Origin of the sequence: Micromonospora sp. NPDC049230 (assembly GCF_040647875.1) — a bacterium.
Lineage (GTDB): Bacteria > Actinomycetota > Actinomycetes > Mycobacteriales > Micromonosporaceae > Micromonospora.
This window is the reverse complement of record NZ_JBEZCZ010000015.1, coordinates 41,560-61,415: the sequence shown is the minus strand read 5'-3', so window position 1 is coordinate 61,415 and position 19,856 is coordinate 41,560. Positions and strand designations below refer to the sequence as shown.

The 19,856-nt window shown below is 71.2% G+C and carries 23 protein-coding genes; 8 read left to right on the top strand and 15 right to left on the bottom strand.

Features of this window, described 5'->3' with window-relative positions; translation table 11 throughout:
* Positions 1-5: 5 nt before the first annotated feature.
* Complete coding sequence (locus AB0A95_RS15480; RefSeq protein WP_357556380.1) at positions 6-1,928, top strand: anthranilate synthase family protein; 1,923 nt, start codon at positions 6-8, stop codon at positions 1,926-1,928.
* Positions 1,929-2,016: 88 nt separating this feature from the next.
* Here AB0A95_RS15480 and wrbA read toward each other — a convergent pair whose 3' ends face one another.
* The 4 genes from wrbA to AB0A95_RS15460 form a co-directional block, all read right to left on the bottom strand.
* Entirely contained in the window at positions 2,017-2,634 is a 618-nt protein-coding gene (wrbA, locus tag AB0A95_RS15475; RefSeq protein WP_357556379.1) for an NAD(P)H:quinone oxidoreductase, read from the bottom strand.
* A gap of 293 nt (positions 2,635-2,927) precedes the next feature.
* Positions 2,928-3,296: a DUF3037 domain-containing protein gene (locus AB0A95_RS15470; protein ID WP_357074482.1), complete on the bottom strand. Its 369-nt coding sequence runs from the start codon at positions 3,294-3,296 to the stop codon at positions 2,928-2,930.
* A complete protein-coding gene (locus AB0A95_RS15465) occupies positions 3,293-4,051 on the bottom strand; it encodes a HipA family kinase (RefSeq protein ID WP_357556378.1) in 759 nt (252 codons plus the stop codon). The genes AB0A95_RS15470 and AB0A95_RS15465 overlap by 4 nt, the downstream gene beginning before the upstream one ends.
* A 57-nt stretch (positions 4,052-4,108) precedes the next feature.
* Entirely contained in the window at positions 4,109-4,501 is a 393-nt protein-coding gene (locus tag AB0A95_RS15460; protein WP_357074476.1) for a hypothetical protein, read from the bottom strand.
* A gap of 162 nt (positions 4,502-4,663) precedes the next feature.
* Between AB0A95_RS15460 and AB0A95_RS15455 the strand changes: the two genes are divergently transcribed.
* Positions 4,664-5,773 (top strand): winged helix DNA-binding domain-containing protein, encoded by a 1,110-nt coding sequence (locus AB0A95_RS15455; RefSeq protein WP_357556377.1) that lies wholly within the window; start codon positions 4,664-4,666, stop codon positions 5,771-5,773.
* Positions 5,774-5,877: 104 nt separating this feature from the next.
* Here AB0A95_RS15455 and malQ read toward each other — a convergent pair whose 3' ends face one another.
* From malQ to AB0A95_RS15425, 6 genes are all read right to left on the bottom strand, one after another.
* Positions 5,878-7,977, bottom strand: coding sequence for a 4-alpha-glucanotransferase (malQ, locus tag AB0A95_RS15450; RefSeq protein ID WP_357556376.1), 2,100 nt, complete (start codon positions 7,975-7,977; stop codon positions 5,878-5,880).
* 184 nt (positions 7,978-8,161) lie between these two features.
* Positions 8,162-9,370, bottom strand: a complete 1,209-nt coding sequence (gene ugpC, locus AB0A95_RS15445; RefSeq protein ID WP_357556375.1) for a sn-glycerol-3-phosphate ABC transporter ATP-binding protein UgpC — start codon at positions 9,368-9,370, stop codon at positions 8,162-8,164.
* Between the two features lie 10 nt (positions 9,371-9,380).
* Positions 9,381-10,217 carry a carbohydrate ABC transporter permease gene (locus tag AB0A95_RS15440; protein WP_357556374.1) on the bottom strand — a complete coding sequence of 279 codons (837 nt, stop codon included), beginning with the start codon at positions 10,215-10,217 and terminating at the stop codon, positions 9,381-9,383.
* Between the two features lies 1 nt (position 10,218).
* On the bottom strand, positions 10,219-11,202 hold the full coding sequence (locus tag AB0A95_RS15435; protein WP_357556373.1) for a sugar ABC transporter permease: 984 nt from the start codon (positions 11,200-11,202) through the stop codon (positions 10,219-10,221).
* 55 nt (positions 11,203-11,257) lie between these two features.
* On the bottom strand, positions 11,258-12,544 hold the full coding sequence (locus AB0A95_RS15430) for an ABC transporter substrate-binding protein (protein WP_357556372.1): 1,287 nt from the start codon (positions 12,542-12,544) through the stop codon (positions 11,258-11,260).
* A gap of 279 nt (positions 12,545-12,823) precedes the next feature.
* Entirely contained in the window at positions 12,824-13,078 is a 255-nt protein-coding gene (locus AB0A95_RS15425) for a flavin reductase (protein WP_357556424.1), read from the bottom strand.
* Between the two features lie 275 nt (positions 13,079-13,353).
* Between AB0A95_RS15425 and AB0A95_RS15420 the strand changes: the two genes are divergently transcribed.
* The 5 genes from AB0A95_RS15420 to AB0A95_RS15400 all read left to right on the top strand — a co-directional run bounded on the left by AB0A95_RS15420 (position 13,354) and on the right by AB0A95_RS15400 (position 16,088).
* Complete coding sequence (locus AB0A95_RS15420; protein WP_357556371.1) at positions 13,354-14,154, top strand: helix-turn-helix transcriptional regulator; 801 nt, start codon at positions 13,354-13,356, stop codon at positions 14,152-14,154.
* A complete protein-coding gene (locus tag AB0A95_RS15415) occupies positions 14,148-14,330 on the top strand; it encodes a DUF397 domain-containing protein (protein ID WP_091405267.1) in 183 nt (60 codons plus the stop codon). Before AB0A95_RS15420 ends, AB0A95_RS15415 begins: the two co-directional genes overlap by 7 nt.
* Before the next feature lie 111 nt (positions 14,331-14,441).
* The gene (locus AB0A95_RS15410; RefSeq protein ID WP_357556370.1) at positions 14,442-15,146 is read left to right on the top strand and encodes a VOC family protein; all 705 of its coding nucleotides are present in this window, start codon (positions 14,442-14,444) and stop codon (positions 15,144-15,146) included.
* Positions 15,147-15,333: 187 nt separating this feature from the next.
* Positions 15,334-15,765 (top strand): hypothetical protein, encoded by a 432-nt coding sequence (locus AB0A95_RS15405; protein ID WP_357556369.1) that lies wholly within the window; start codon positions 15,334-15,336, stop codon positions 15,763-15,765.
* 47 nt (positions 15,766-15,812) lie between these two features.
* Entirely contained in the window at positions 15,813-16,088 is a 276-nt protein-coding gene (locus AB0A95_RS15400) for a hypothetical protein (protein ID WP_357074436.1), read from the top strand.
* Positions 16,089-16,102: 14 nt separating this feature from the next.
* Here the strand turns inward: AB0A95_RS15400 and AB0A95_RS15395 are convergent, their stop codons facing one another.
* From AB0A95_RS15395 to AB0A95_RS15385, 3 genes are all read right to left on the bottom strand, one after another.
* Positions 16,103-16,318 carry a hypothetical protein gene (locus tag AB0A95_RS15395; protein ID WP_357556368.1) on the bottom strand — a complete coding sequence of 72 codons (216 nt, stop codon included), beginning with the start codon at positions 16,316-16,318 and terminating at the stop codon, positions 16,103-16,105.
* On the bottom strand, positions 16,315-16,710 hold the full coding sequence (locus AB0A95_RS15390; RefSeq protein WP_357556367.1) for a hypothetical protein: 396 nt from the start codon (positions 16,708-16,710) through the stop codon (positions 16,315-16,317). The genes AB0A95_RS15395 and AB0A95_RS15390 overlap by 4 nt, the downstream gene beginning before the upstream one ends.
* A gap of 345 nt (positions 16,711-17,055) precedes the next feature.
* Positions 17,056-17,766, bottom strand: coding sequence for an HAD family hydrolase (locus AB0A95_RS15385; protein WP_357556366.1), 711 nt, complete (start codon positions 17,764-17,766; stop codon positions 17,056-17,058).
* A 169-nt stretch (positions 17,767-17,935) separates the two neighbouring features.
* On the opposite strand from AB0A95_RS15385, the gene AB0A95_RS15380 reads away from it, so the two are divergent.
* Entirely contained in the window at positions 17,936-18,568 is a 633-nt protein-coding gene (locus tag AB0A95_RS15380; protein WP_357556365.1) for a hypothetical protein, read from the top strand.
* A 12-nt stretch (positions 18,569-18,580) separates the two neighbouring features.
* Here AB0A95_RS15380 and AB0A95_RS15375 read toward each other — a convergent pair whose 3' ends face one another.
* Positions 18,581-19,159, bottom strand: coding sequence for a TetR/AcrR family transcriptional regulator (locus AB0A95_RS15375; RefSeq protein WP_357556364.1), 579 nt, complete (start codon positions 19,157-19,159; stop codon positions 18,581-18,583).
* A gap of 69 nt (positions 19,160-19,228) precedes the next feature.
* Positions 19,229-19,846 carry a TetR/AcrR family transcriptional regulator gene (locus AB0A95_RS15370; RefSeq protein ID WP_357556363.1) on the bottom strand — a complete coding sequence of 206 codons (618 nt, stop codon included), beginning with the start codon at positions 19,844-19,846 and terminating at the stop codon, positions 19,229-19,231.
* Positions 19,847-19,856: the final 10 nt, after the last annotated feature.

Genomic DNA, 19,856 nt, shown 5'->3' with positions numbered 1-19,856 from the left:
CCTTGATGACCCACCTGACCGACCTGATCGCCGCCGTGACCAGCGGCGTAGACCCGGGCCCCTTCGCGCTGGTACGCCGCGACGACGCCGACGAGCTGGAGTTGTTCACCGGCACCGTCGGCACCGTTGAGCGTCTCGCCGACATCCCGCTGCCGCCGGGCACGCCGGGAGCGCGGACGCTGGCCCTGGTGCCGTACCGCCAGATCACCGAGCGCGGCTTCGCCTGCGTCGACGACGGCGCCCCGCTGGAGTGCCTCCAGGTCCGCGAGCATCGGCGGGTCGCGCTGGCCGACGCCCTGGCCGCGCTGCCCGACGAACCGGTCCGCACCACCGACGCCGCCTTCGACGTCACCGACGAGGAGTACGCGGAGACCGTGCGGCGGGTGCTCGCCGAGGAGATCGGCAGTGGCGCGGGCGCCAACTTCGTCATCCACCGCACCCTGCACGCCACGGTGCAGGGCCGACCGCTGGTGGCCGCGCTGGCCGCGCTGCGCCGGCTGCTGGTCGCCGAGCGCGGCGCGTACTGGACGTTCGTCGTGCACACCGGCACCCGGACGCTCGTCGGTGCCAGCCCGGAGCGGCACGTGAGCGTCGACGACGGGCTGGTCATGATGAACCCGATCAGCGGCACCTTCCGACGCTCCGATGACACCCCGGACCGGGCGGCGCTGCTGCGTTTCCTCGCCGACGAGAAGGAGGTCGAGGAGCTGTACATGGTGCTCGACGAGGAGCTGAAGATGATGGCCACCGTCGCCGAGCACGGCGGCCAGGTGATCGGCCCGTACCTGAAGGAGATGTCGCACCTGGCGCACACCGAGTACCTGCTCGCCGGGCGGGGCACCCGCGACGTGCGGGAGGTGCTGCGCGAGACGATGTTCGCCCCGACCGTGACCGGCAGCCCGATGGAGAACGCCTGCCGGGTGATCGCCCGACACGAGGGCCGCGGCCGCAGCTACTACGCGGGCGTGCTCGCCCTGCTCGGCCACGACGAGGCCGGGCGGCAGACGCTGGACGCGCCGATCCTGATCCGTACCGCCGAGATCTCCCCCACCGGTCACCTGCGGGTGCCGGTGGGCGCCACCCTGGTCCGGCACTCCACGGCGGCCGGCGAGGTGGCGGAGACCCACGCCAAGGCCGCCGGTGTGCTGGCCGCGCTGGGCCTCGGGCCGGCGGCGCCCGCCGGCGACGGCGGCCCGGTCGCGCGGCTGGCCGACGACCCGGAGGTACGCGACGCGCTGGCCGCGCGCAACGCGCCGCTGGCGCGGTTCTGGCTGGACCAGCGGGCACCGGACGCGCCCGGGTTGCCCGGTCTGGTCGGCCGCCGCGTGTTGATCGTGGACGCCGAGGACACCTTCACCGGGATGCTCGCCCACCAGCTGGGCGCGCTGGGCCTCACGGTGAGCCTGCGGCAGTGGCACGCGGGCGGCCCCGTCGACGGGTACGACCTGGTGGTGGTCGGCCCCGGGCCGGGCGACCCGGGCAGCCCGGACGAGCCGAAGATGGCGGCACTGCGGGGGTTGCTGACCGAGTTGCTGGCGACCGGCCGTCCCACCCTCGCGGTCTGCCTGGGCCACCAGGTGCTGGCCGGGATGCTGGGGCTGGCGCTGCACCGTCGGGAGGCGCCCTATCAGGGGTTGCAGCGGGAGGTGTCGCTGTTCGGGCGGACCCGCCGGGTCGGGTTCTACTCCACGTTCACCGCCCGCGCGCAGGCCGACCGGATGGTCACCGCGTACGGGCCGGTGGAGTTGGCCCGGGACCCGGGCGACGGCGCCGTGCACGCCCTGCGGGGGCGTGGTTTCGCCGGGGTGCAGTTCCACCCCGAGTCGGTGCTCAGCCCGGACGGGCTCGCGGTGCTCAGCGAACTGCTGAGTGATCTCCTGCCGGCACCGCACGCCGACGAGTTGTCCACCACGGGCGGGCGCGCATAGCCGTCCGGCCACCGGGGTAGGGCTGAATGGCGACCGGTGGCGTGGGCGGGCCGAGAGCCCCCGCCCGTGCCACCGGTCGCTTGCGCCGTCAGCCGGCCATGCCCGCCTTCAGCGCGGCGCCCAGCAGCACCGCGCGTCGTGCGGTGAGCGCACAGGCCCCCAGCGCCACGGCGTCCGGGGCGATCTCCCCGTTGTTGCTCGTGTGCGAGGCGCCGTACGGGTTGCCGGCGATGAACTGGCTGGTGTCGGTGTAACCGGGGGCGACCACGACCCCGCCCCAGTGGTAGAAGACGTTGAACAGCGAGGTCAGGGTGGTCTCCTGCCCGCCGTGCACGGTCGCCGTCGAGGTGAAGGCCGCGTAGACCTTGTTGGCCAGCGCGCCCTGTGCCCAGAGCGGGCCGGTGGTGTCGATGAACTGCTTCAGCTGGGCCGCGATCATGCCGTACCGGGTCGGCGCACCCATGATCACCACGTCGGCCCAGGACAGGTCGTCGACCATCGCCTCGGGCACGTCCTGGGTCTCCAGGTGGTGCGCCTGCCACCCGGAGTTGGAGCGGATCGCCTCGTCCGGCGCCAGCTCGCGCACCTTGCGCAGGCGCACGTCCGCGCCGGCATCTCCGGCGGCCTCGCAGACGGCCTGCGCCATCTGGTACGTGATGCTGGTGGCGCTGTAGTAGATCACCGCTACCTTGGTCTGGGCAGCCATCAGATGTTCCCCTTCTCGTCTCGGGTCAGCTCCCGCGACTACCCGCTGGGGGCGACCTCTAACGGCAGGGCGCACGGGCCCGTTCCGGTCCGTCCGGCTCAAGTTTTCCGCAACTTCCCGACTGTTTCGGTCCCCCGACGCGTACGGACGGCGATCCTGATGTCACCGGTGCCGGCGGGAACCAGCCGCCGCCCCGCACCGAGCACCTGAACGGGGGATCGCGCTCCGCCACCAACGACGCTGGCGTAGCGCGATCAGGGGGCCGCCTGAGCACTGCCGTCGGCCGACTCCGCTCAGCGGACCAGGGCTGCCATCAACCGGTCCAGCTCGGCCGCCGGATCGGCGGTGAGCCCGGTGTGCACCGGCCCGGTCTGGATCATCGTGCTGCGCGGAGCGGCAAGCCAGTGGAACCGCTCACCGAGCCGCATCCGGGTCGCCGGCCCGTCGCCGGAGCAGGTCCGGTCCCAGGAGGAGAGCACCGCGGCCACCGCCGGCAGATCGACGTCGGGCGCCAGGGCGCGGACGCGGTCGGCGTCCAGGTGCGTACGCGCGGCCAGGAAATCGCGCTGCTGGCAGTAGAGCAACACCCCGACGTTTATCTGCTCGCCGCGTTCGATGCGGGGCACCAGCCGGATCAGCGCGTACTCGAAGGGTTGCCTCATGCCGCGCTCCCCTGCGGCAGCCAGTCGGCGGTGCGGGCGACCCGGCGGGACAGGTGTCGCAGGTACGCGGCGCGGGCGTCGTCGGCCGTCTCGAAGTCGGCGGCGGTCAGCCACTCCGCCGGCACCAGGGCCAACACCTCGGTGAGCAGGTCCGGGGTGATCCGGGCAGCCAGCTCGGCGTCGGCGTCGGCCAGCCGGGAGGCGAACGGCGCCAACACATGGTCCTCGGCCCGGTAGGCACGGTGCACGGCCGCCTCGGCCCGCGGCCAGTTGTGGTGGAAGTAGAGCGACGCGCCGTGGTCGATCAGCCACAACTCCCGGTGCCAGACGAGGAGGTTGGGGTTGCGCCAACTCCGGTCGACGTTCTCCACGTACGCGTCGAACCACAGCACCCGGGACGCCAGCACCGGGTCGACGGGGTGCGCCAACGGGTCGAAACCCAGCGCCCCGGGCAGGAAGTCCATCCCCAGGTTGGCGCCGCCGCTGTTGCGCAGCAGCTCCTGCACCTCCTGGTCGGGCTCGGCCCGCCCGATGACCGGGTCGATGTCGAGCACGACAAGCGGGGGCACCCGCAGCTCCAGCCGGCGGGCCAACTCGCCGCAGATCACCTCGGCGATCAGCGCCTTGGGCCCCTGGCCGGCGCCCCGGAACTTCGCCACGTACGTGCCCAGGTCGTCGGCCTCCACCACGCCCGGCAGCGACCCACCCTCGCGCAGCGGGGTGACGTAACGGATCGCGGTGACCTGGCGGAGCACGCCGCCCACCCTACTGGGGCCGCGGGCCGTGGCGGCCGGGTGTGCCGCCGACCGGCGTCAGTCGAGCTTGTCGCGCAGCTTGTCGACCTGGGTCTGGAGCCGGTCCACCGCGTTCTCGTTGTTGACGAACGTGGAGATGCCCGCCGCCAGTCCGAGGCCGATCAGCACGGCCAGGATGCTCAGCACCAGGCCGCCGATCGACACGCCACGCCCGGTGACCCCGGGTCGGCGTGCCATCTTGAGGCCGACGATGCCGAGGATGATCCCGATGATGCCGAGGACCAGCCCCAGCCAGGCGAGGATCGCCGTCAACACACTGAAGAACCCGGCCACTCCGAACACCAGGGCGAAGGTGGCGGCGGCGCTCGTCTTGGCGCGGACGTCCCCCCGATGGCTCCGGGATCCGGCCGGTGCGCCGGCACCCCGGACCGGCTCGCTTGCGGCAGTCATGAGAGTCCCTTCCGTACGCGCGGTGCGCGCACTCGCGCGTGCCGCTTTCCCCCGACGACAGCCCTTACGCCTCCCGTCGCGGACGTGTCGGTGGCCCGCTCTAGGCTGGCTGTCCAGCCAGCGGCTCTAGGCTGTCCGTCCAGCTTGGGAAGGGACCGCCCGATGCCTGCCGACCTCAGCGCGGCCGACGCGCTGGCCCTGCGGATGACAAGCCTCCTGCTGCGCCCGCACCCGAGCACCCGACCCGCCGGCGTCGCCGAGGTGGTCGAGTGGTTCGGCGCGATGCAGGCACAGGATCTGGCCAGCGGCCTGTGGTCACTGGGCGCGCGGCTGCCCGGCCAGGCTCTCCCGGACGTGCGGGCGGCGTTGGAGCGACGCGAGGCGCTGCGCACCTGGCCGATGCGCGGCACCGTGCACCTCGTCCCACCCGCCGACGCCCGCTGGATGCTGGAGCTGACCGGCGTTCGCTCGCTTGCCGGCGCGGCGACCCGCCGGGCGCAGCTCGGGCTGACCGAGGCCGACGCCGACCGGGCGGTCGACGTCCTCGGCGCCGCGTTGGCCGGCGGCGGCCGACTCACCCGGGCGGAGTGCCTGGCGACCCTGCGCGACGCCGGCCTGGGCACCGACGGTCAACGCGGCTACCACCTGCTCTGGTATGCGAGTGTGCGCGGGGTGACCTGTGTGGCACCGAACGTCGGCACCGACCAGACCTTCGCCCTGCTCGACGAGTGGGCGCCCGACGCCCGCAAGCTGGAGCGAGACGAGGCGCTGGCCCTGCTCGCCCACCGCTACGTACGCGGGCACGGGCCGGTCACCGACCGCGAGTTCGCCGGCTGGAGCGGCCTCACCCTGACCGACGCCCGACGCGGGCTGGCCGCCGCGGGCGACGTGCTGAGCCCGGTGCGGGTCGACGGCGAGCCGATGCACATCGACGCGGCGCTGGCCGACGCGCCGCGCACCCCGCTGGACGACGTGGTGGCGCTGCCCGGCTTCGACGAGTATCTGCTGGGCTACCGCGACCGCACACTCATGCTCGACCCGGCGCACCGGGCGGCCGTGGTGCCTGGCAACAACGGCATCTTCCAGGCCACCGTGGTCCGCGCCGGCCGGGTGGTGGGCGTGTGGAAGCGCAAGGTCAGCCGGGCCGCGGTGACCATCACGATCCAGCCGCTGACACCGACGGCGACCGTCGAACGGGCGCGTGTCGAGCAGGCGCTCGAGCGCTACGCCGACTTCCTCGGGCTACCTCCCCGGTTCGACTGGCTGACCTGACCGCCGATCACCGGCGACGGCCTGGCCATGGTCCGACCTGGCCAGCTCTGGCCGGGCTCGGTCCGGTCGGGCCTGGCCTGGGTCCGGCCTGGCCCGGTCGGGCGTCAGCCCTCGGGTGGGCGCGCCGGTCGCCCGTCACCCGATGGTGGGCGTGCCGGTCGCCCGTCACCCGATCGTGGGCGTGCCGTGCTGAGCAGGTCGACGACCCGGGCCACCCGCGGGTCCGTCCGGATCTGCGCCACGGTGGCCGGCAACGGCAACCGCCAGTTCGGGTATTCGTCGACAGTGCCCGGCAGGTTGGGCTGGCGTACCTCGCCCAGCACGTCGTAGAGGGAGACGCCGAGCAGCCGGGCCGGGCTTGCCGCGAGCGCGGCGTGCATCGCCACGACCACCTCGCCGTCGTCGGCCAGCTCGCTCCGCGCCGGGTCGGTCGGCACGGGCAGGGCGGCCTGGTCGGTTGGCACGGCCGGCGCGGCCGGGTCGGTTGGTGCGGCCGGCGCAGCCGGGTCGGGCAGCAGGCTCTCGGCCCGCAACATCGTGAGCAGTCGCTCCCGGTCCGCGACGGCGCGGGCCCGCTCCACCGCCACGTCGGTGTCGAGCAGCTTCAAGTCGTCGCGGACCCGCACGTGCTCGCCGGTCAGGAAGCCCGGTGCGGTCGGCAGGTCGTGGGTGGAGATCGTGGCGAGGGCGTTGCGCGGCCACCGGGCCGGCGGGACGAAGTCACCCTCGCCGTCGCGCGCGAACCACAGCACCGTCGAGCCGAGCATGTTGCGCCCGCGCAGGCCCCGGGTCACCGCGGGTTGGACGGTGCCGAGGTCCTCACCGATCACCACCGCGCCGGCCCGGTGCGCCTCCAGGGCGAGGATGCCGAGCATCGCCTCGGCGTCGTAGCGGACGTAGGTGCCCTCGGCGGCCCCGCCGCCCGGCGGCACCCACCACAACCGCCACAGGCCGGCGACGTGGTCGACCCGCAGGCCGCCCGCGTGCCGCAGGGTCCGGCGCAGCATGTCCCGGTACGCCGCGTACCCGGTGGCGGCGAGCCGGTCCGGGCGCCAGGCGGCGAGCCCCCAGTCCTGGCCGAGCTGGTTGAAGTCGTCGGGTGGGGCGCCGACCCGCACGCCCTGGGCCAGCACGTCGGCGAGCTGCCAGCCGTCCGCGCCGCCCGGGTCGATGCCGACGGCCAGGTCGTGCACGACACCGACCGGCATCCCGGCCGCGCGGGCGGCCGCCGTGACGGCGTCGAGTTGTTCGTCGCACAGGTGTTGCAGCCAGGCGTGGAAGGCCACCCGGTCGGCGAGCTGGCGGCGCTGCTCGGCGACCGCCGGGCCGTCGGGGTGGTGCAGCTCCGTCGGCCAGGCCCGCCAGTCGTTGCCGTGCCGCTCGGCCAGGGCGCACCAGGTGGCGAAGCTCGCCAGCGCCGGGTCCGCGGTGAGGTCGACCGGCTGGGCGTACGGGTGCAGCAACTCCAGGGCGTGCCGTTTGGCCGTCCACACCTCGTCGTAGTCGATCAGGTCACCACGGTCGGGGCGCAGCGCGTCGACCACCGCCCGGGTCGCCGGATCCGCCGCCCGGTACGCGGCGGTGTCGTTGACCCGCAGGTAGAGCGGGTTGACGAAGCGGCGGCTGGCGGGTGAATACGGTGATGCGGCCACCGGGTGCGCGGGCCCGACCGCGTGCAGCGGGTTGAGCAGCACCAGCCCGGCACCTGTGGCACCGGCCCAGTCGGTGAACTCGGCGAGGTCGCCGAGATCGCCCATGCCCCAGGAGCGGTCCGAGGTGAGCGCGTAGAGCTGGAGCATCCAGCCCCAGGTGCGCGGCGGCACGGGCAGCCGGCGAGGCACCACCACCACTGTCACGTCCCGGCCGGCGCAGGCCAGCCGGTGCCAACCCAGCGGCAGGTCCGCCGGCAGCTCACCGTCGACCGCGCGACGTCCACCGTCCTCCAGGGTCACGACCCCGGGGCCGGGCAGTGCCCGGGTGGCGCCGTGGGTCAGCACGACAGTCTCCGGCAGCGCGCTGCGGTCGACCGCACGGGCGGCGGCGAGCGCGTCGGCGATGGCCGCCGGGCTGGTGGCGTCCACGCCGAGCAGGCCGAGCACGCCCACCACGGTCTCCGGTGCGACCTCGACACGGCGCTGCCGCCAGTCCTCATACCAGGTGGACACGCCGTGCACCTTGGCCAGCGCGGTCAGTCGTCGGTCCATTCCGCCCCCCGCCTCACGAAGCGACCCAAACACCTTCCCACGACAAACCCCAACCCGCAGAACACACACCACACCCCGCGCCCGCGCCCGCGCCCGTCGATCTCGCACTTCCTGTCCCGGCAGATGGGAGCATTCCGTCCTATATCGGCGACAGGAAGTGCGAGATCGACGCGATGCGGTGCCGTCAGTCGGCGAGCGCGCCGGCCGCCCGCCCCTCGCGCAGGGTCAGGTTGCGGCCGGTGGCCGGGTCGAACAGGTGGATCTTCTCCAGGTTGAACCAGACCCGGCGCGACTCTCCCTCGGCGACCGGCGACTCCGCGGACAGCCGGGTCACCAGGTTGCCGCCGCCACCGGCGAAGTCGGCGGCACCGGCGTCGGCCGCCAGCTCCTCCAGCTCGGCGGCGGTGGCCTTCTCACCCTCCACCGTGAAGTAGACGTACTTGTCCGAGCCCATCGACTCGACGATGTCGACAGGTGCCTCGAACTCCATGCCCCGGCGACGGGTGTCGTCGTCGACAAGGTCGGCGTCCTCGAAGTGCTCGGGGCGGATGCCGAGGATCAGCTCGCGCGGCGCGTCGGCCGCCTCCAACTCGCGGCGGATCCGGTCGCCGAGCGGCACGTCACCCAACGCGGTGTGCAGCGCGCCGTCCTGCACGGCCGCGTGCAGGAAGTTCATCGACGGAGAACCGATGAAGCCGGCCACGAAGAGGTTGCGCGGGTGGTCGTACAGCTCCTGCGGAGGGCCGACCTGCTGCACCGCGCCCCCGCGCATGATCACCACCCGGTCGCCGAGGGTCATCGCCTCGGTCTGGTCGTGGGTGACGTAGACGGTGGTCGTGCCGAGCTGCTTCTGCAACCGCGACACCACAGTACGCATCTGCACCCGCAGCTTGGCGTCGAGGTTGGACAGCGGCTCGTCCATCAGGAACGCCTTGGGCTGGCGAACGATCGCCCGGCCCATCGCCACCCGCTGGCGCTGCCCGCCGGACAGGTTGGCTGGCTTGCGGTCCAGCAGTGCGGTCAGCTCCAGCACCTTGGCCGCCTCGTCGACCTTGGAGTTGATGGTCTCCTTGTCCAGCTTCGCCAGGCGCAGCGGGAACGCCATGTTCTCCCGCACTGTCATGTTCGGGTAGAGGGCGTACGACTGGAACACCATCGCGATGTCCCGGTCCCGGGGGGCCTTGTCGTTGACCCGTTGGCCACCGATGCGCAGCTCGCCGGAGCTGATGTCCTCCAGGCCGGCGATCATGTTGAGGGTGGTGGACTTGCCGCAGCCCGAGGGGCCGACCAGGATCACGAACTCGCCGTCGGCGATCTCCAGGTCGACGTCCTGCACGGCGACGGTCCCGTCCGGGAAACTCTTGCTCACCTTGTCGAGCACGATGTCAGCCATGACTACCCACCTATCCCTTGACTGCGCCGGAGGTCAGGCCGGACACGATGCGGCGCTGGAAGAAGAGGACGAACAGGACGATCGGTACGGTGATCACCACGGCGGCAGCGCAGATCGCCCCGGTGGGGTCCTCGAACTGCGACGCGCCGGTGAAGAACGACAGCGCCGCCGGCACCGTGCGGGACCGCTCGGTGGAGGTCAGCGAGATGGCGAACAGGAAGTCGTTCCAGCAGAAGATGAACACCAGAATCGCCGTGGTGAACAACCCGGGCGCGGCCAGTGGCGCGATCACCCGGCGGAACGCCTGGGCCTGGGTCGCGCCGTCCATCTTGGCCGCCTTCTCCAGGTCCCACGGGATCTGCTTGAAGAACGCCGACAGCGTGTAGATCGCCAGCGGCAGCGCGAAGGTGATGTACGGAACGATCAGCCCGAGCCAGGTGTCGAAGATGCCGATCGTCCGCTCGATCTCGAACAGCGGCGACACCAGCGACACCTGCGGAAACATCGCGATCAGCAGGGAGACGCCGACCAGCACCTTCTTGCCGGGGAAGTCGAGCCGGCTGATCGCGTACGCGGCCATCGCGCCGAGCACCACGGCGATCAGCGTGGCGATCAGGGCGATGCCGATGGAGTTGGCAAGTGCCCTGACGAACTGGTCGGTGTCGAAGATCGTCTTGTAGTTGTCGAGCGTCCACTCCCGAGGGATGAACTTCCCGTCGGTGAGGGTGGCCGGCGTCTTGAACGACAGCGACGCGATCCACAGCACCGGGACGAGCGCGAAGACGACCACGACGACGTCCAGCAGACCCCAGCGCAGCTTCGCCCGGGTGGTGGTTTCGACAGCCATGTCAGCGCCTCTCCCCGTCGTCGCTGCCGGGGGCAGCGGTGCCGAACAGCTTCACGAAGATGAACGCGATGATCGCCACGCTGATGAAGATCAGCACCGACATCGTCGAGCCGATGCCGAGGTTGAGGCCCCGGATCAGGTTGTTGTAGGCGAGCATCGACACCGATGACGTCTCGTTGCCACCGGCGGTCAGCACGAAGATGTTGTCGAAGACGCGGAACGCGTCGAGGGTGCGGAACAGCAGCGCGACCAGGATCGCCGGCTTCATCACCGGCAGCATCACCTTTGTGAACTTCTGCCAGGCGGTGGCACCGTCGGTGGAGGCCGCCTTGAGCAGGTCCTCCGGCACCAGCGCCAGCCCGGCCATCAGCAGCAGTGCCATGAACGGGGTGGTCTTCCAGATCTCCGCGAGCATGATGATCGCCAGTGAGCTGGCCCGCTCGGTGAGGGGCGCGCCGGCAGTGAACAGGTCGGCCAGGTAGCCGGTGCCGGGCGTCCAGGCGTACCGCCAGGAGAACGCCGCGACCACCGTGACGATCCCGTACGGGATGAGCGCCGAGGTGCGCACGATGCCCCGACCGACGAGCGTGCGGTGCATGATGATCGCCAGACCCATGCCGAGCACCAACTCGACGGCCACGGTGACCACCGTGATCAACGCGGTCACCCCGAACGCGGTCCACCAGAACTCGTTGCTGAGCACTGTGACGTAGTTGTCCAGCCCGATGAACTCACGCTGATCGGGAAAGCGCAGGTCGTAGCGCTGCAACGACAACCAGACCGAATAGATGATCGGGTACGCGGTCACCAGGATCATGACCAGCGCGGCAGGTGCGCAGAGCAGCCAACCCAACCTGCGTTCGGCCTTCTTGTTCGCGCTCAACTGTGGCTTGCGACCGCCCCCGCGTTGGGTGGGCACGGTAGCGGGCGCACGGGTCTCCTCGACGGCGACATCGGCGCCGGTCGGCGTGGCGTTGATGCTCACGGCAGCACCTTCCTTCGCGACTGCGGGGCTCGCAGGCCCGGCTCAGTCCTCGCGCTCACGGCAGCACACCCTTCGACTGGAGGGCGTCGGCGATGGCGCCGCGCAGCTCGTCGGCGGTCTGCTGGGGACGGATCGCCGACGGCGGCGACAGGATCGCCGACATCACTGTGGAGATGCTCTGGTACGCCGGTGTCAGGGGACGGGTCGCCGGCTCCTTCAGCTCTTCCAGGATGGTGTCCTTCATCGGGTACGCCTCGGTCATCTCCGGGTCGTCGAAGACCGCCTCGATGGTGGGTGGCACGCCGTCGTTGATGGCGGAGAACTTCTGGTGCTCGGCGCTGCGGAGGCACCGGGCCGCCTCGAAGGACAGCTCCGGGTGCTCGGAGTAGGAGCTGACCGCCAGGTTGACCCCACCGATGGTGACCTTGCTCGGGGTGCCCTCGTCGATGCCGGGGATCCGGGCCCAGCCGACCTGCTTGGCCAGCTCCGGGTTGGCTTCCTGAAGGGCCGGGTAGACGAACGGCCAGTTCACCTGGAACGCGCCGGAGCCGGACTGGAACTCCAACCGGACCGGGTCCTCGGTGGCGTTGCTGAACGACGGCGAGGTCACGCCCGACGTGGCGAACTTCTTCAGCTGCTCCAGCGCCCGGACCGTGCCGTCGTCCATCACGGCCTTCTTGCCGTCGTCGCTGAGGATCTTTCCGCCGGCGCTCTCGGCCAGGGTGTTGTAGAGGACGACCAGACCTTCGTACTGGGCGCCCATGGTGAGCACCTGGTACGGCTTGCCCTGGTCCTTGAGTTGCTGGGCCGCGCTGATCATCTGGTCCCAGGTGGTCGGCGGCTGCGGCACCAGATCCTTGCGGTACCAGAGCAGTTGGACGTTCGTGTTCTTCGGTGCCGCGTACAGCTTGTCCTCATAGCGGGCGGTGTCCAGCGGCCCGGCGAGGGTGCCCTGCTCGACCTCGGCCTTGTCCTGGCCGGTCCACTCGCGGATCCAGTCGGCGCTGGCGAACTCCTGGGTCCAGGTCACGTCCAGTCCGAGCAGGTCCATTCCGCTGTCCTCGGCGGCCAGCCGGCGCACCATCTGCACCCGCTGGTCGTCGGCCTGCCGGGGCAGCACCTGGTAGGCGATCTCGTAGCGCCCCTGGGCCTTCGCGTTGCAGTCGTCGACGACCTTTTGCAGGTTCTGCTCGGGCGGGTAGTACAGGTTGATCGTCGGTGGGCCGCCATCGTCGTCCGCGCCGCACGCGGCGAGCGGTGCGACAAGCGCCAACGCGGCAGCCGCCGCCCCCAGCCGCACAATTGGCCGGCGTCGGTGTCGAGCCGTTTCGGGGTCCGTCATCGCCCTCCCCCTCTCTTCGGCGGAAAACCGGGGAGGGCATCCGTGCCCCGGCGCACGGCGAGTCCACTCCGAGCCGACGAGCTGCGAAAACGCCGTGGTCCGGATGCTCTGTGCGGCTACTCTGCCCCACCCGCGAAGTCGCGAAACCTGGCTGTCACAGCGGAAGTCCGCGCCACGAGCCGCCGCCGTCACCCCACGCCGCACGCCGGGGCCCCGAACCTGATCCACTCGTCTTCCCGCCCACGCGGGAACCCGCCCGACGGCACGAACAGAGCGACGTCAGCCCCGGGCTCTCGCCCAGGAGAGGAAGCGCTCGGTCATCCTGGCCGGCGGGTGGTCCGGGTGGAGTTGGGTGAGCTGGGCCGTCGCCTCGCTCATGAGGGTACCGAGGTAGATGAGCAGCGCGATCCTGTTGGACCGGTACTCCGACAGCAGGGTGAGCTTGGCCGGCTGGCAGGGCCATTCGCTGCCGCAGCTACGGCAACGCCACAGCGGACGCATGGCGACGTGCGGGACGGGCGGCCGGACCACCATCACCGCCACCGCGTGCTGTGGTGGTGATCTGTCGGGCTCAGCACATCGACCTCCTCGGGGGCGGGAAGGGGCCGCTCCCGCAAGGGGGTGACGGGAGCGGCCCGGGCAGAGCCCGCCGCCGCCATCCCCGGCCACCAGCGAGCCCGCCACTGGTGACAGTTTGCGATGAGCCGACTACGGTCGATACGTGCTCGCGGCATCCGTGCAGGTCAACGGCCCGGTCGAGCAGCCACGAAGGACACGCCGGTTCAGGTTGGGCAGGGATTGGGGATTCGATGGGCAACGTCACCGATTACGTGTTGGAGGAGCTGCGCCTGTTCCGTACGGCGCTCGGGCTCAGTCAGGACGACTTCGGCAGGAGCATCGGCTACTCCGGCTCACACGTCAGCTCGGTGGAGACCGGCGGACGGGCGCCCACGAAGGAGTACACGCGGGCCATCGACACCCACCACCCGACCGCTGGACGCTTCCAACGCATGGTGGAGAAGCTGGGCCGACTCGACGCCGAGCCGGCCTGGCTGCGCGAGTGGATCGAGTTCGAGCGGGAGGCGACCACGCTGCGCTGGTTCGAGTTGGCGTACGTGCCGGGTCTGCTCCAGACCGAGCGGTACGCGCGGGCCACACTGGCCGGTGGCCGGTTCGACGCCGAGGACGTGGACCGGATCGTCGCCGCCCGACTGGAGCGGCAGGCGATCCTGCAACGCCCGCGTCCGCCGCAGCTCATCGCCGTGCTGGACGAGGCGGTGCTGCGTCGGCCGGTGCTCGACCAGCCGGGGCTCATGGTCGAGCAGTGCGAGCACCTGGTGCAGTTGGCGACGGCGGAGCACATCCAGGTGCACATCGTGCCGGTGGATGCGGGGATGTATCTGGGGATGGGCGGACAGTTCATCATCGCCGAGATGCCCGACGGTGAGCGGGTGGCCTATGCGGACAACCAACTGACCGCGCAGATCGTCGACGCACCGACCGAGGTCGCTAAGCTGGCGAAGACGTGGGAGATCGTGCGCAACGAGGCGCTCCCCCGCCGGCAGTCAACCGAGCTGATCAAGGAAGTGGCGAAGTCATGGACATGCTGACCCCTCAGTGGCGGAAGTCGACCCGGTCCGGCGGCAACGGCGGAGCCTGCGTGGAGGTCGCCGACAACCTGCCGAGCGTGGTGCTGGTGCGCGACACCAAGGACCGCGACGGCGGCACCCTGCACGTCGACCCGACGGCCTGGAAGGCGTTCGTCGCGTACGCCAAGCAACACTGAACGTAGGCTCGGTCAACCGAGCCTGGGAATTTGGACGGTTTCCGTTCTGTCCGGACGGAAGCTGTCCAAAATCCACCTGACGCAGCGGCGTTGCGGCTTAAGAATGCTGGGATGACGATCGCGCGCTTCAAGGATCTCTGTCTGGACGCCACCGACGCGCTCGCCCTGGGCGGGTTCTGGGCCCGGGTGCTCGACGGTGAGGTGGCCGACGCCGGCGAGGACGACACCCGGGTGGACCCCCGCTCGGCACGCTCGGACGCCGAGTCGATCTGGGTGAACAAGGTGCCCGAACCGCGGCTGGGCAAGACCCGCGTACACCTGGATCTGCGGTTGGCCGGCGCGGACCCGGCGGCGTTGCTCGCGGCCGGCGCACGGCTGGTCCGGGAGCCGGCCGGCGAGACCACCTGGTGGGTGCTCGTCGACCCGGACGGCAACGAGTTCTGTGCCTTCCCGGCTCGCGAGGGCACCGCGCCGGGCCCGTTCGAGCTGGTCGTCGACTCGGCCGACCCGGTCGCGCAGGCGACCTGGTGGGCCGGTGTGGTCGGCGGCACGGTCGAGGACGAGCCGAACCACGCGTGGGTCACCGGCGCGACAGGGTTCCCCTGGGACTCCTGGGTCTTCGCCGGGGTGCCCGAGCCCAAGACGGTCAAGAACCGGCTGCACTGGGACGTCGACATCGTCGACCCGGAGCCCACGGCGCTGATCGACGCGGGTGCGACGCTGCTGCGGGAGCCCCACGCGCAGGCCCGCTGGTGGGTGCTGGCCGACCCGGAGGGCAACGAGTTCTGCGCCTTTCCGCCGCGCCCCATCGGATGACCGGCCGACTACCGGGCGCGGGCGGCATCGACTAGCGTTTTCGTAACGCCGCAGCCAGCGCGCTCGCCGCCGCCGTCGACACGCCTCCGGCCGACCCCCATGCCTGCCCGATCGGTTGGTAATCGCGGGAACGTCCCACCGCCGCTCCCCCGGTTCGGCAGGATCGTCCCAACGAGGAGGTGCCGTCGTGCAGGACACCCGCGCTCTCGCCCTGACGTTCGAGGTGAGCGGCCTGCCACCGGTCAAGACCGAAGCGTTGTCCATCTTCGCGGCCGGGCATCGGCAGGCGACGAGGGTCCGCGCCCTGCTCCACGCCGCTCTCACGGCGGCTCAGCACACCGGCTGGACGCCGTTGCGCGGGCCGGTCGCCGTGGATCTGGTCCTGCGGTGCCCGCCCGGGCACCGCACGGCCGACGCCAGCACCCTGCTCGGCGGCGTCTGCGCCGTGTTGCAGGACAAGAGGCGGGTGACGTCGATCGGCCTCAGCCACCTCGGGGTGCTGGTGGACGTCGCCCTCTACGACGACGACCGACAGATCCGCCGACTGTCGTACCACGAGGAGCCGGCGGAGGACTTTTCTTACCAGGTACGGGTCGCCGCCGTGCCGGACGGGGTTTGACCGACGACCGCGGTGGGGTATCGCGGACGCCGACGAAGGGAGCACCGATGTCGGAGCCACATGTCACGCTCGATCCACGCGGGCTCGACCCTGTGCAGCAGAAGCTGCGCGGCCCGCTGGAGGAGCAACTGACCTCGGCGCTTCAGGCTGCCACCGACCGGGTCCGCGCCCACTACGGTGGCGAGCCGGTCGAGCAGGTCTGCCAGCGACTGTTGGAGGAGACCCGCTCCGGGTTGCATCCCGACATCGCGGCCGGGTTCAACCCGGACATGGACGAGTTCTGCCGGGTGGCGGTGTCGATCGTCCGCGGCGGGGCCTCCTGAGGGCAGGCCCCTGATCAGTACCGTTCGAGCTGGGCGTACGGGCTGAGCACGATGCGCGGCGAGAGCGCCGGGTCCAGCCAGTTGAGCACGCCGACCAGGTGGTCGTGGGCGAGCGAGACACAGCCGGCCGTGGCGTTGCCGGCGCTGACTCTGAACTCGTGCAGGAAGATGCCGCTGCCCGCGTTGGGGATCGGGGTCGGCACGTTCGGTGGCATGTTGTAAGTGATCACCGCGAAGTGCGTGTACGACGGGATCTCCTGCCACAGCGCCTCGCTGGCCCCACCCGGATTGGTCGCGCTCTGCTGCCGATGCGGGCGGGCAACGCCGCCGAGGCCGGCTGCCAGCGGCCCCGGATCCGCGCGTACGCCTCAAGGGTGGCGTAGCTGGTGGTGTAGCTGGCCGCGCCCACCACGATCACCTGTTGGGTCTGCGGTGGCAGGGTGGTGAACCGGGCGGCCAGGTTGGGGCGCGGCGTGCTCGGCCGGGGACTGCGGCGAGCCGGTGGGGTGGTGCCTCCGGACGGCGGCGGCCGGGTCGCGCCGAGCGCGGGAGCCGTCGACGCGAGCAGGGTCGGCGCCGCCAGACCGGCGGCGGCGCCGAGCAGGAGGGATCTGCGCTTCATCCGGTCATCCTGACAGTCGAGCCGGCCTACGGTCTGTCCCGCGCACCGGGTCCGGTCGATTCGTGGCCGGGTCAGGGCCGGGTCCGCAACTACCCGGCCCTGACCCTCGGCCGTCCGGATGGGAGCGGACAGCTCCGGCACTCAGCTCCACGGTGCCAACCGCCGAACGCCGGCGCTTACGGCGCGTACCCCGCCGAGCCGTGAGCGCCGGCCCAGGCTAGGCCGGTCCGAACCGGGCGGACAAGCCGCGCGGGGCGACCGACGGCGCGACTGACCCCAGGGTAAAAAACAGGCAAGTCGGCGTAACGCGACCATGATCGCTGACGCTGTTCGCTTTCAGTACGCTCAGAAGTGCCGCAGCAGGTCGCGGAACGCGGCGAGGCGCAACACACCGGCGTCGGTGGGGTCCAGTTCGTCGTTCTCCAGGACCCACGTGTTCTCGTTCGGGATGAAGACCGCGTTCAGCCCGGCCGCGCGTGCCGGCAGGATGTCCGACTTCGGGGAGTTGCCGATCATCCAGGCGCGCGACGGGTCGAGACGGTGTTCCCGGATCAACCACCGGTACGTCTCGACATCCTTCTCCGCGACGATGTGCGCGGCCCGGAAGTGGTGCAGCAGCCCGCAGGCGTCCAGCTTGCGCTGCTGGTCCGCCTTGTCCCCCTTGGTGAGCAGCAACAACTCGTGCCGGCCGGCCAGCTCGTCGAGCGCGTCGGCCACCCCGGGCATCAGCTCCACCTGGTGCTCGACCAGGGCGACCGCCAGTCGTTCGATCTCCTGCCGCTCGGAGTCGGTGGCCGGTCGCTCGCGCAGCCGTTCCAGGCACTCCGCCAGACTGCGCAGGAAGACCTTGCTGCCGTAGCCGTGTGCCACGGTGTTGGCCCGCTCGATGTCGTCGAGGATGAGCCGGATCTCCGTGCGGTCCAGTGTGGGATGGTCGAGCCACTCCAGAAAATCGTTGATCACCTGCTCGAAGACGACGTTGTTCTCCCACAACGTGTCGTCCGCATCGAAGATCAACACCTCCGCCTGTCGTCGCGCCGCCCCGCCGTCGGTCATACCGTTCGCCTCCCCGTGCTGTCGCCGTCCGGTCGAAGGGACAGGATAGGCGGGAGATCGACGCCGGGTTTCGGGCTTTTCCGTGAACTGCCTCGGCCCGGCGTTCGTCTTGAGGGCAAATGGGTTCTTGGCCACCGCGAGGTTCGGGACAGCTCATGAGGAGCACGACGTGATCAGGATGAAGTGGGTTGCCGGCGCGGCGCTGCTGGCGTGCACCGGTGCGCTGGTGGCGTGCGGGGCCGACAAGGCACCGACCGCCGGGGCGGGCACGCCGACGCCGTCGGGCGCCGGGGCGGGCACGCCGACGCCCCCGGCGGGGAAGCCGTCACCGACGACCGCGACAGATCCCCTGCTGTCCGGCAAGCGCGAGATCTCGATGCTGCGGGTGCAGGGGTCCGGCGACGCACTGGAGCTCAGCGGCCGGCTTGAGGAGGGCGGCGACACCGGCGGACGCGTCCTGTTCGTTCCGGTGCCGATCGGCGACGACAGGTACGTGATCAAGGCTTTCGGCACGAAGGATGACCACCCGGCCAACGACGACCCGTCCTGCTGGGCGGTGAACGCTCTGGACATCGAGCCCGAGCTGACCATCGACGCCGCCGTCTGCGACGTGGACGACCCGATCCAGCGGTTCACCATCCTCGCCCAGGCCGGCGGCACGTACGCGATCCGCAGTGAGAACCGGTTCCTTCAGCACCTCGCCGGCAACGGTCTGATCCTCAAGGAGTTGGGCAACGCGCCGCTGGGCACTACGTTTCGTTTTGTCGACAAGGGGCCTCACGACCGCGAGCCCCTCAACTGAGCACGCCGCCCGTCACGGCCAGCGCAGCAGCCGTTGGGCGATCAACGCCTCCCGTTCCTCCTGCCCCTCGGGTCGGAGCCGACCGCCCCGGGTGAGCATCACCACGCCGTGCAGCAGGCTCCAACCCACCTCGGCGAGGGTGTCCGGGTCGCGGCCCTCGGCCAGCGGGGTCAGGGCCGCGCGCAGCTCGGCGAAGACCGCCCGCGGCGCGGCCGGAACACCATCGACGCCGAGCGCCAGGTCGGGGGTCAGCGCGAGCATCGCGTCATAGACCTCCGGATTGGTGTACGCGAAGTCGAGGTACGCGCTCGCGACCGCCGGCCAGGCCCCTTCGGGGCTGCCGGCGGCCTCCGCGTGCGCCTCGGCCAGATCGGCGGCCAGATCGGCGAAGGCGCAGACGGCGACGGCGGCGAGGAGCGCCTCAAGATCGGGGAAGTGCCGGTAGAGGTCACCGACGTCGACCTCGGCCCGCTCGGCGAGCCGTCGGGTGCTCACCCCCGCCCAGCCCTCCGTCTCAGCCAACTCCCGCGCGACAGTGACGATGAGGTCACGCCGGTCCTGTTCGGTGGCCTTCTCGGCAGGTCCGGGCACGCAGTCGAGCGTACGGGCGGACACCTGACGTAGTCGCCTGGTGACGGATTGGCGACTGTGTGGGCGTCCTCAGACCAGCAACGCCAACCGGTCGACAAGGGAATCTCGCAGGCGCGGCGGCCAGGGGAACAGCGGCGTCGCCACCTGGAGCTGCGCGTACCCGTGCAGCCCCACCCAGAGGGCCGTCGCGTCGGCGAAGGGATCCGCACTTGTCGAGAGTCCCTTCGCGACGCACTCAACGAGCGTGCGGTGGAAGACGTCGAAGGCTCCCATGCCGAGCACGGCGAGGTCATCCGCCAGCGCCGGGGTGCGATCGCGGGCCTGGCTGGCATCCCAGACCGCCCCGAACATCAGGGCGTACCGGTGAGACTGACGCTCGGCGAAGGTCAGGTAGGCCGCGCTGATCGCCCGCAGCCGCACGGCGGGATCCGCGTCGTCCGGCCGGGTCAGCTCCTGCTCCAGGGCGGCGAACGCGCGCTGGGCGACAACGAGCAGGATCGAGTCCAGGTCGGGGAAGTGGGCATAGATCGACGGTGCCGAGATGCCGGCCTCCCGGGCCACCGCCCGCAACGTCACGCTCTGCGGGTCGCCGCCGTCGAGCAGCTTGCCGGCGGCGCTGATGATCTCCTCGCGCAACTGCGCGCCTTCGCCGCGCTTGTTGCGAGCCCGCGTTCTCGGTGTGGTCACCGCGTAAGCT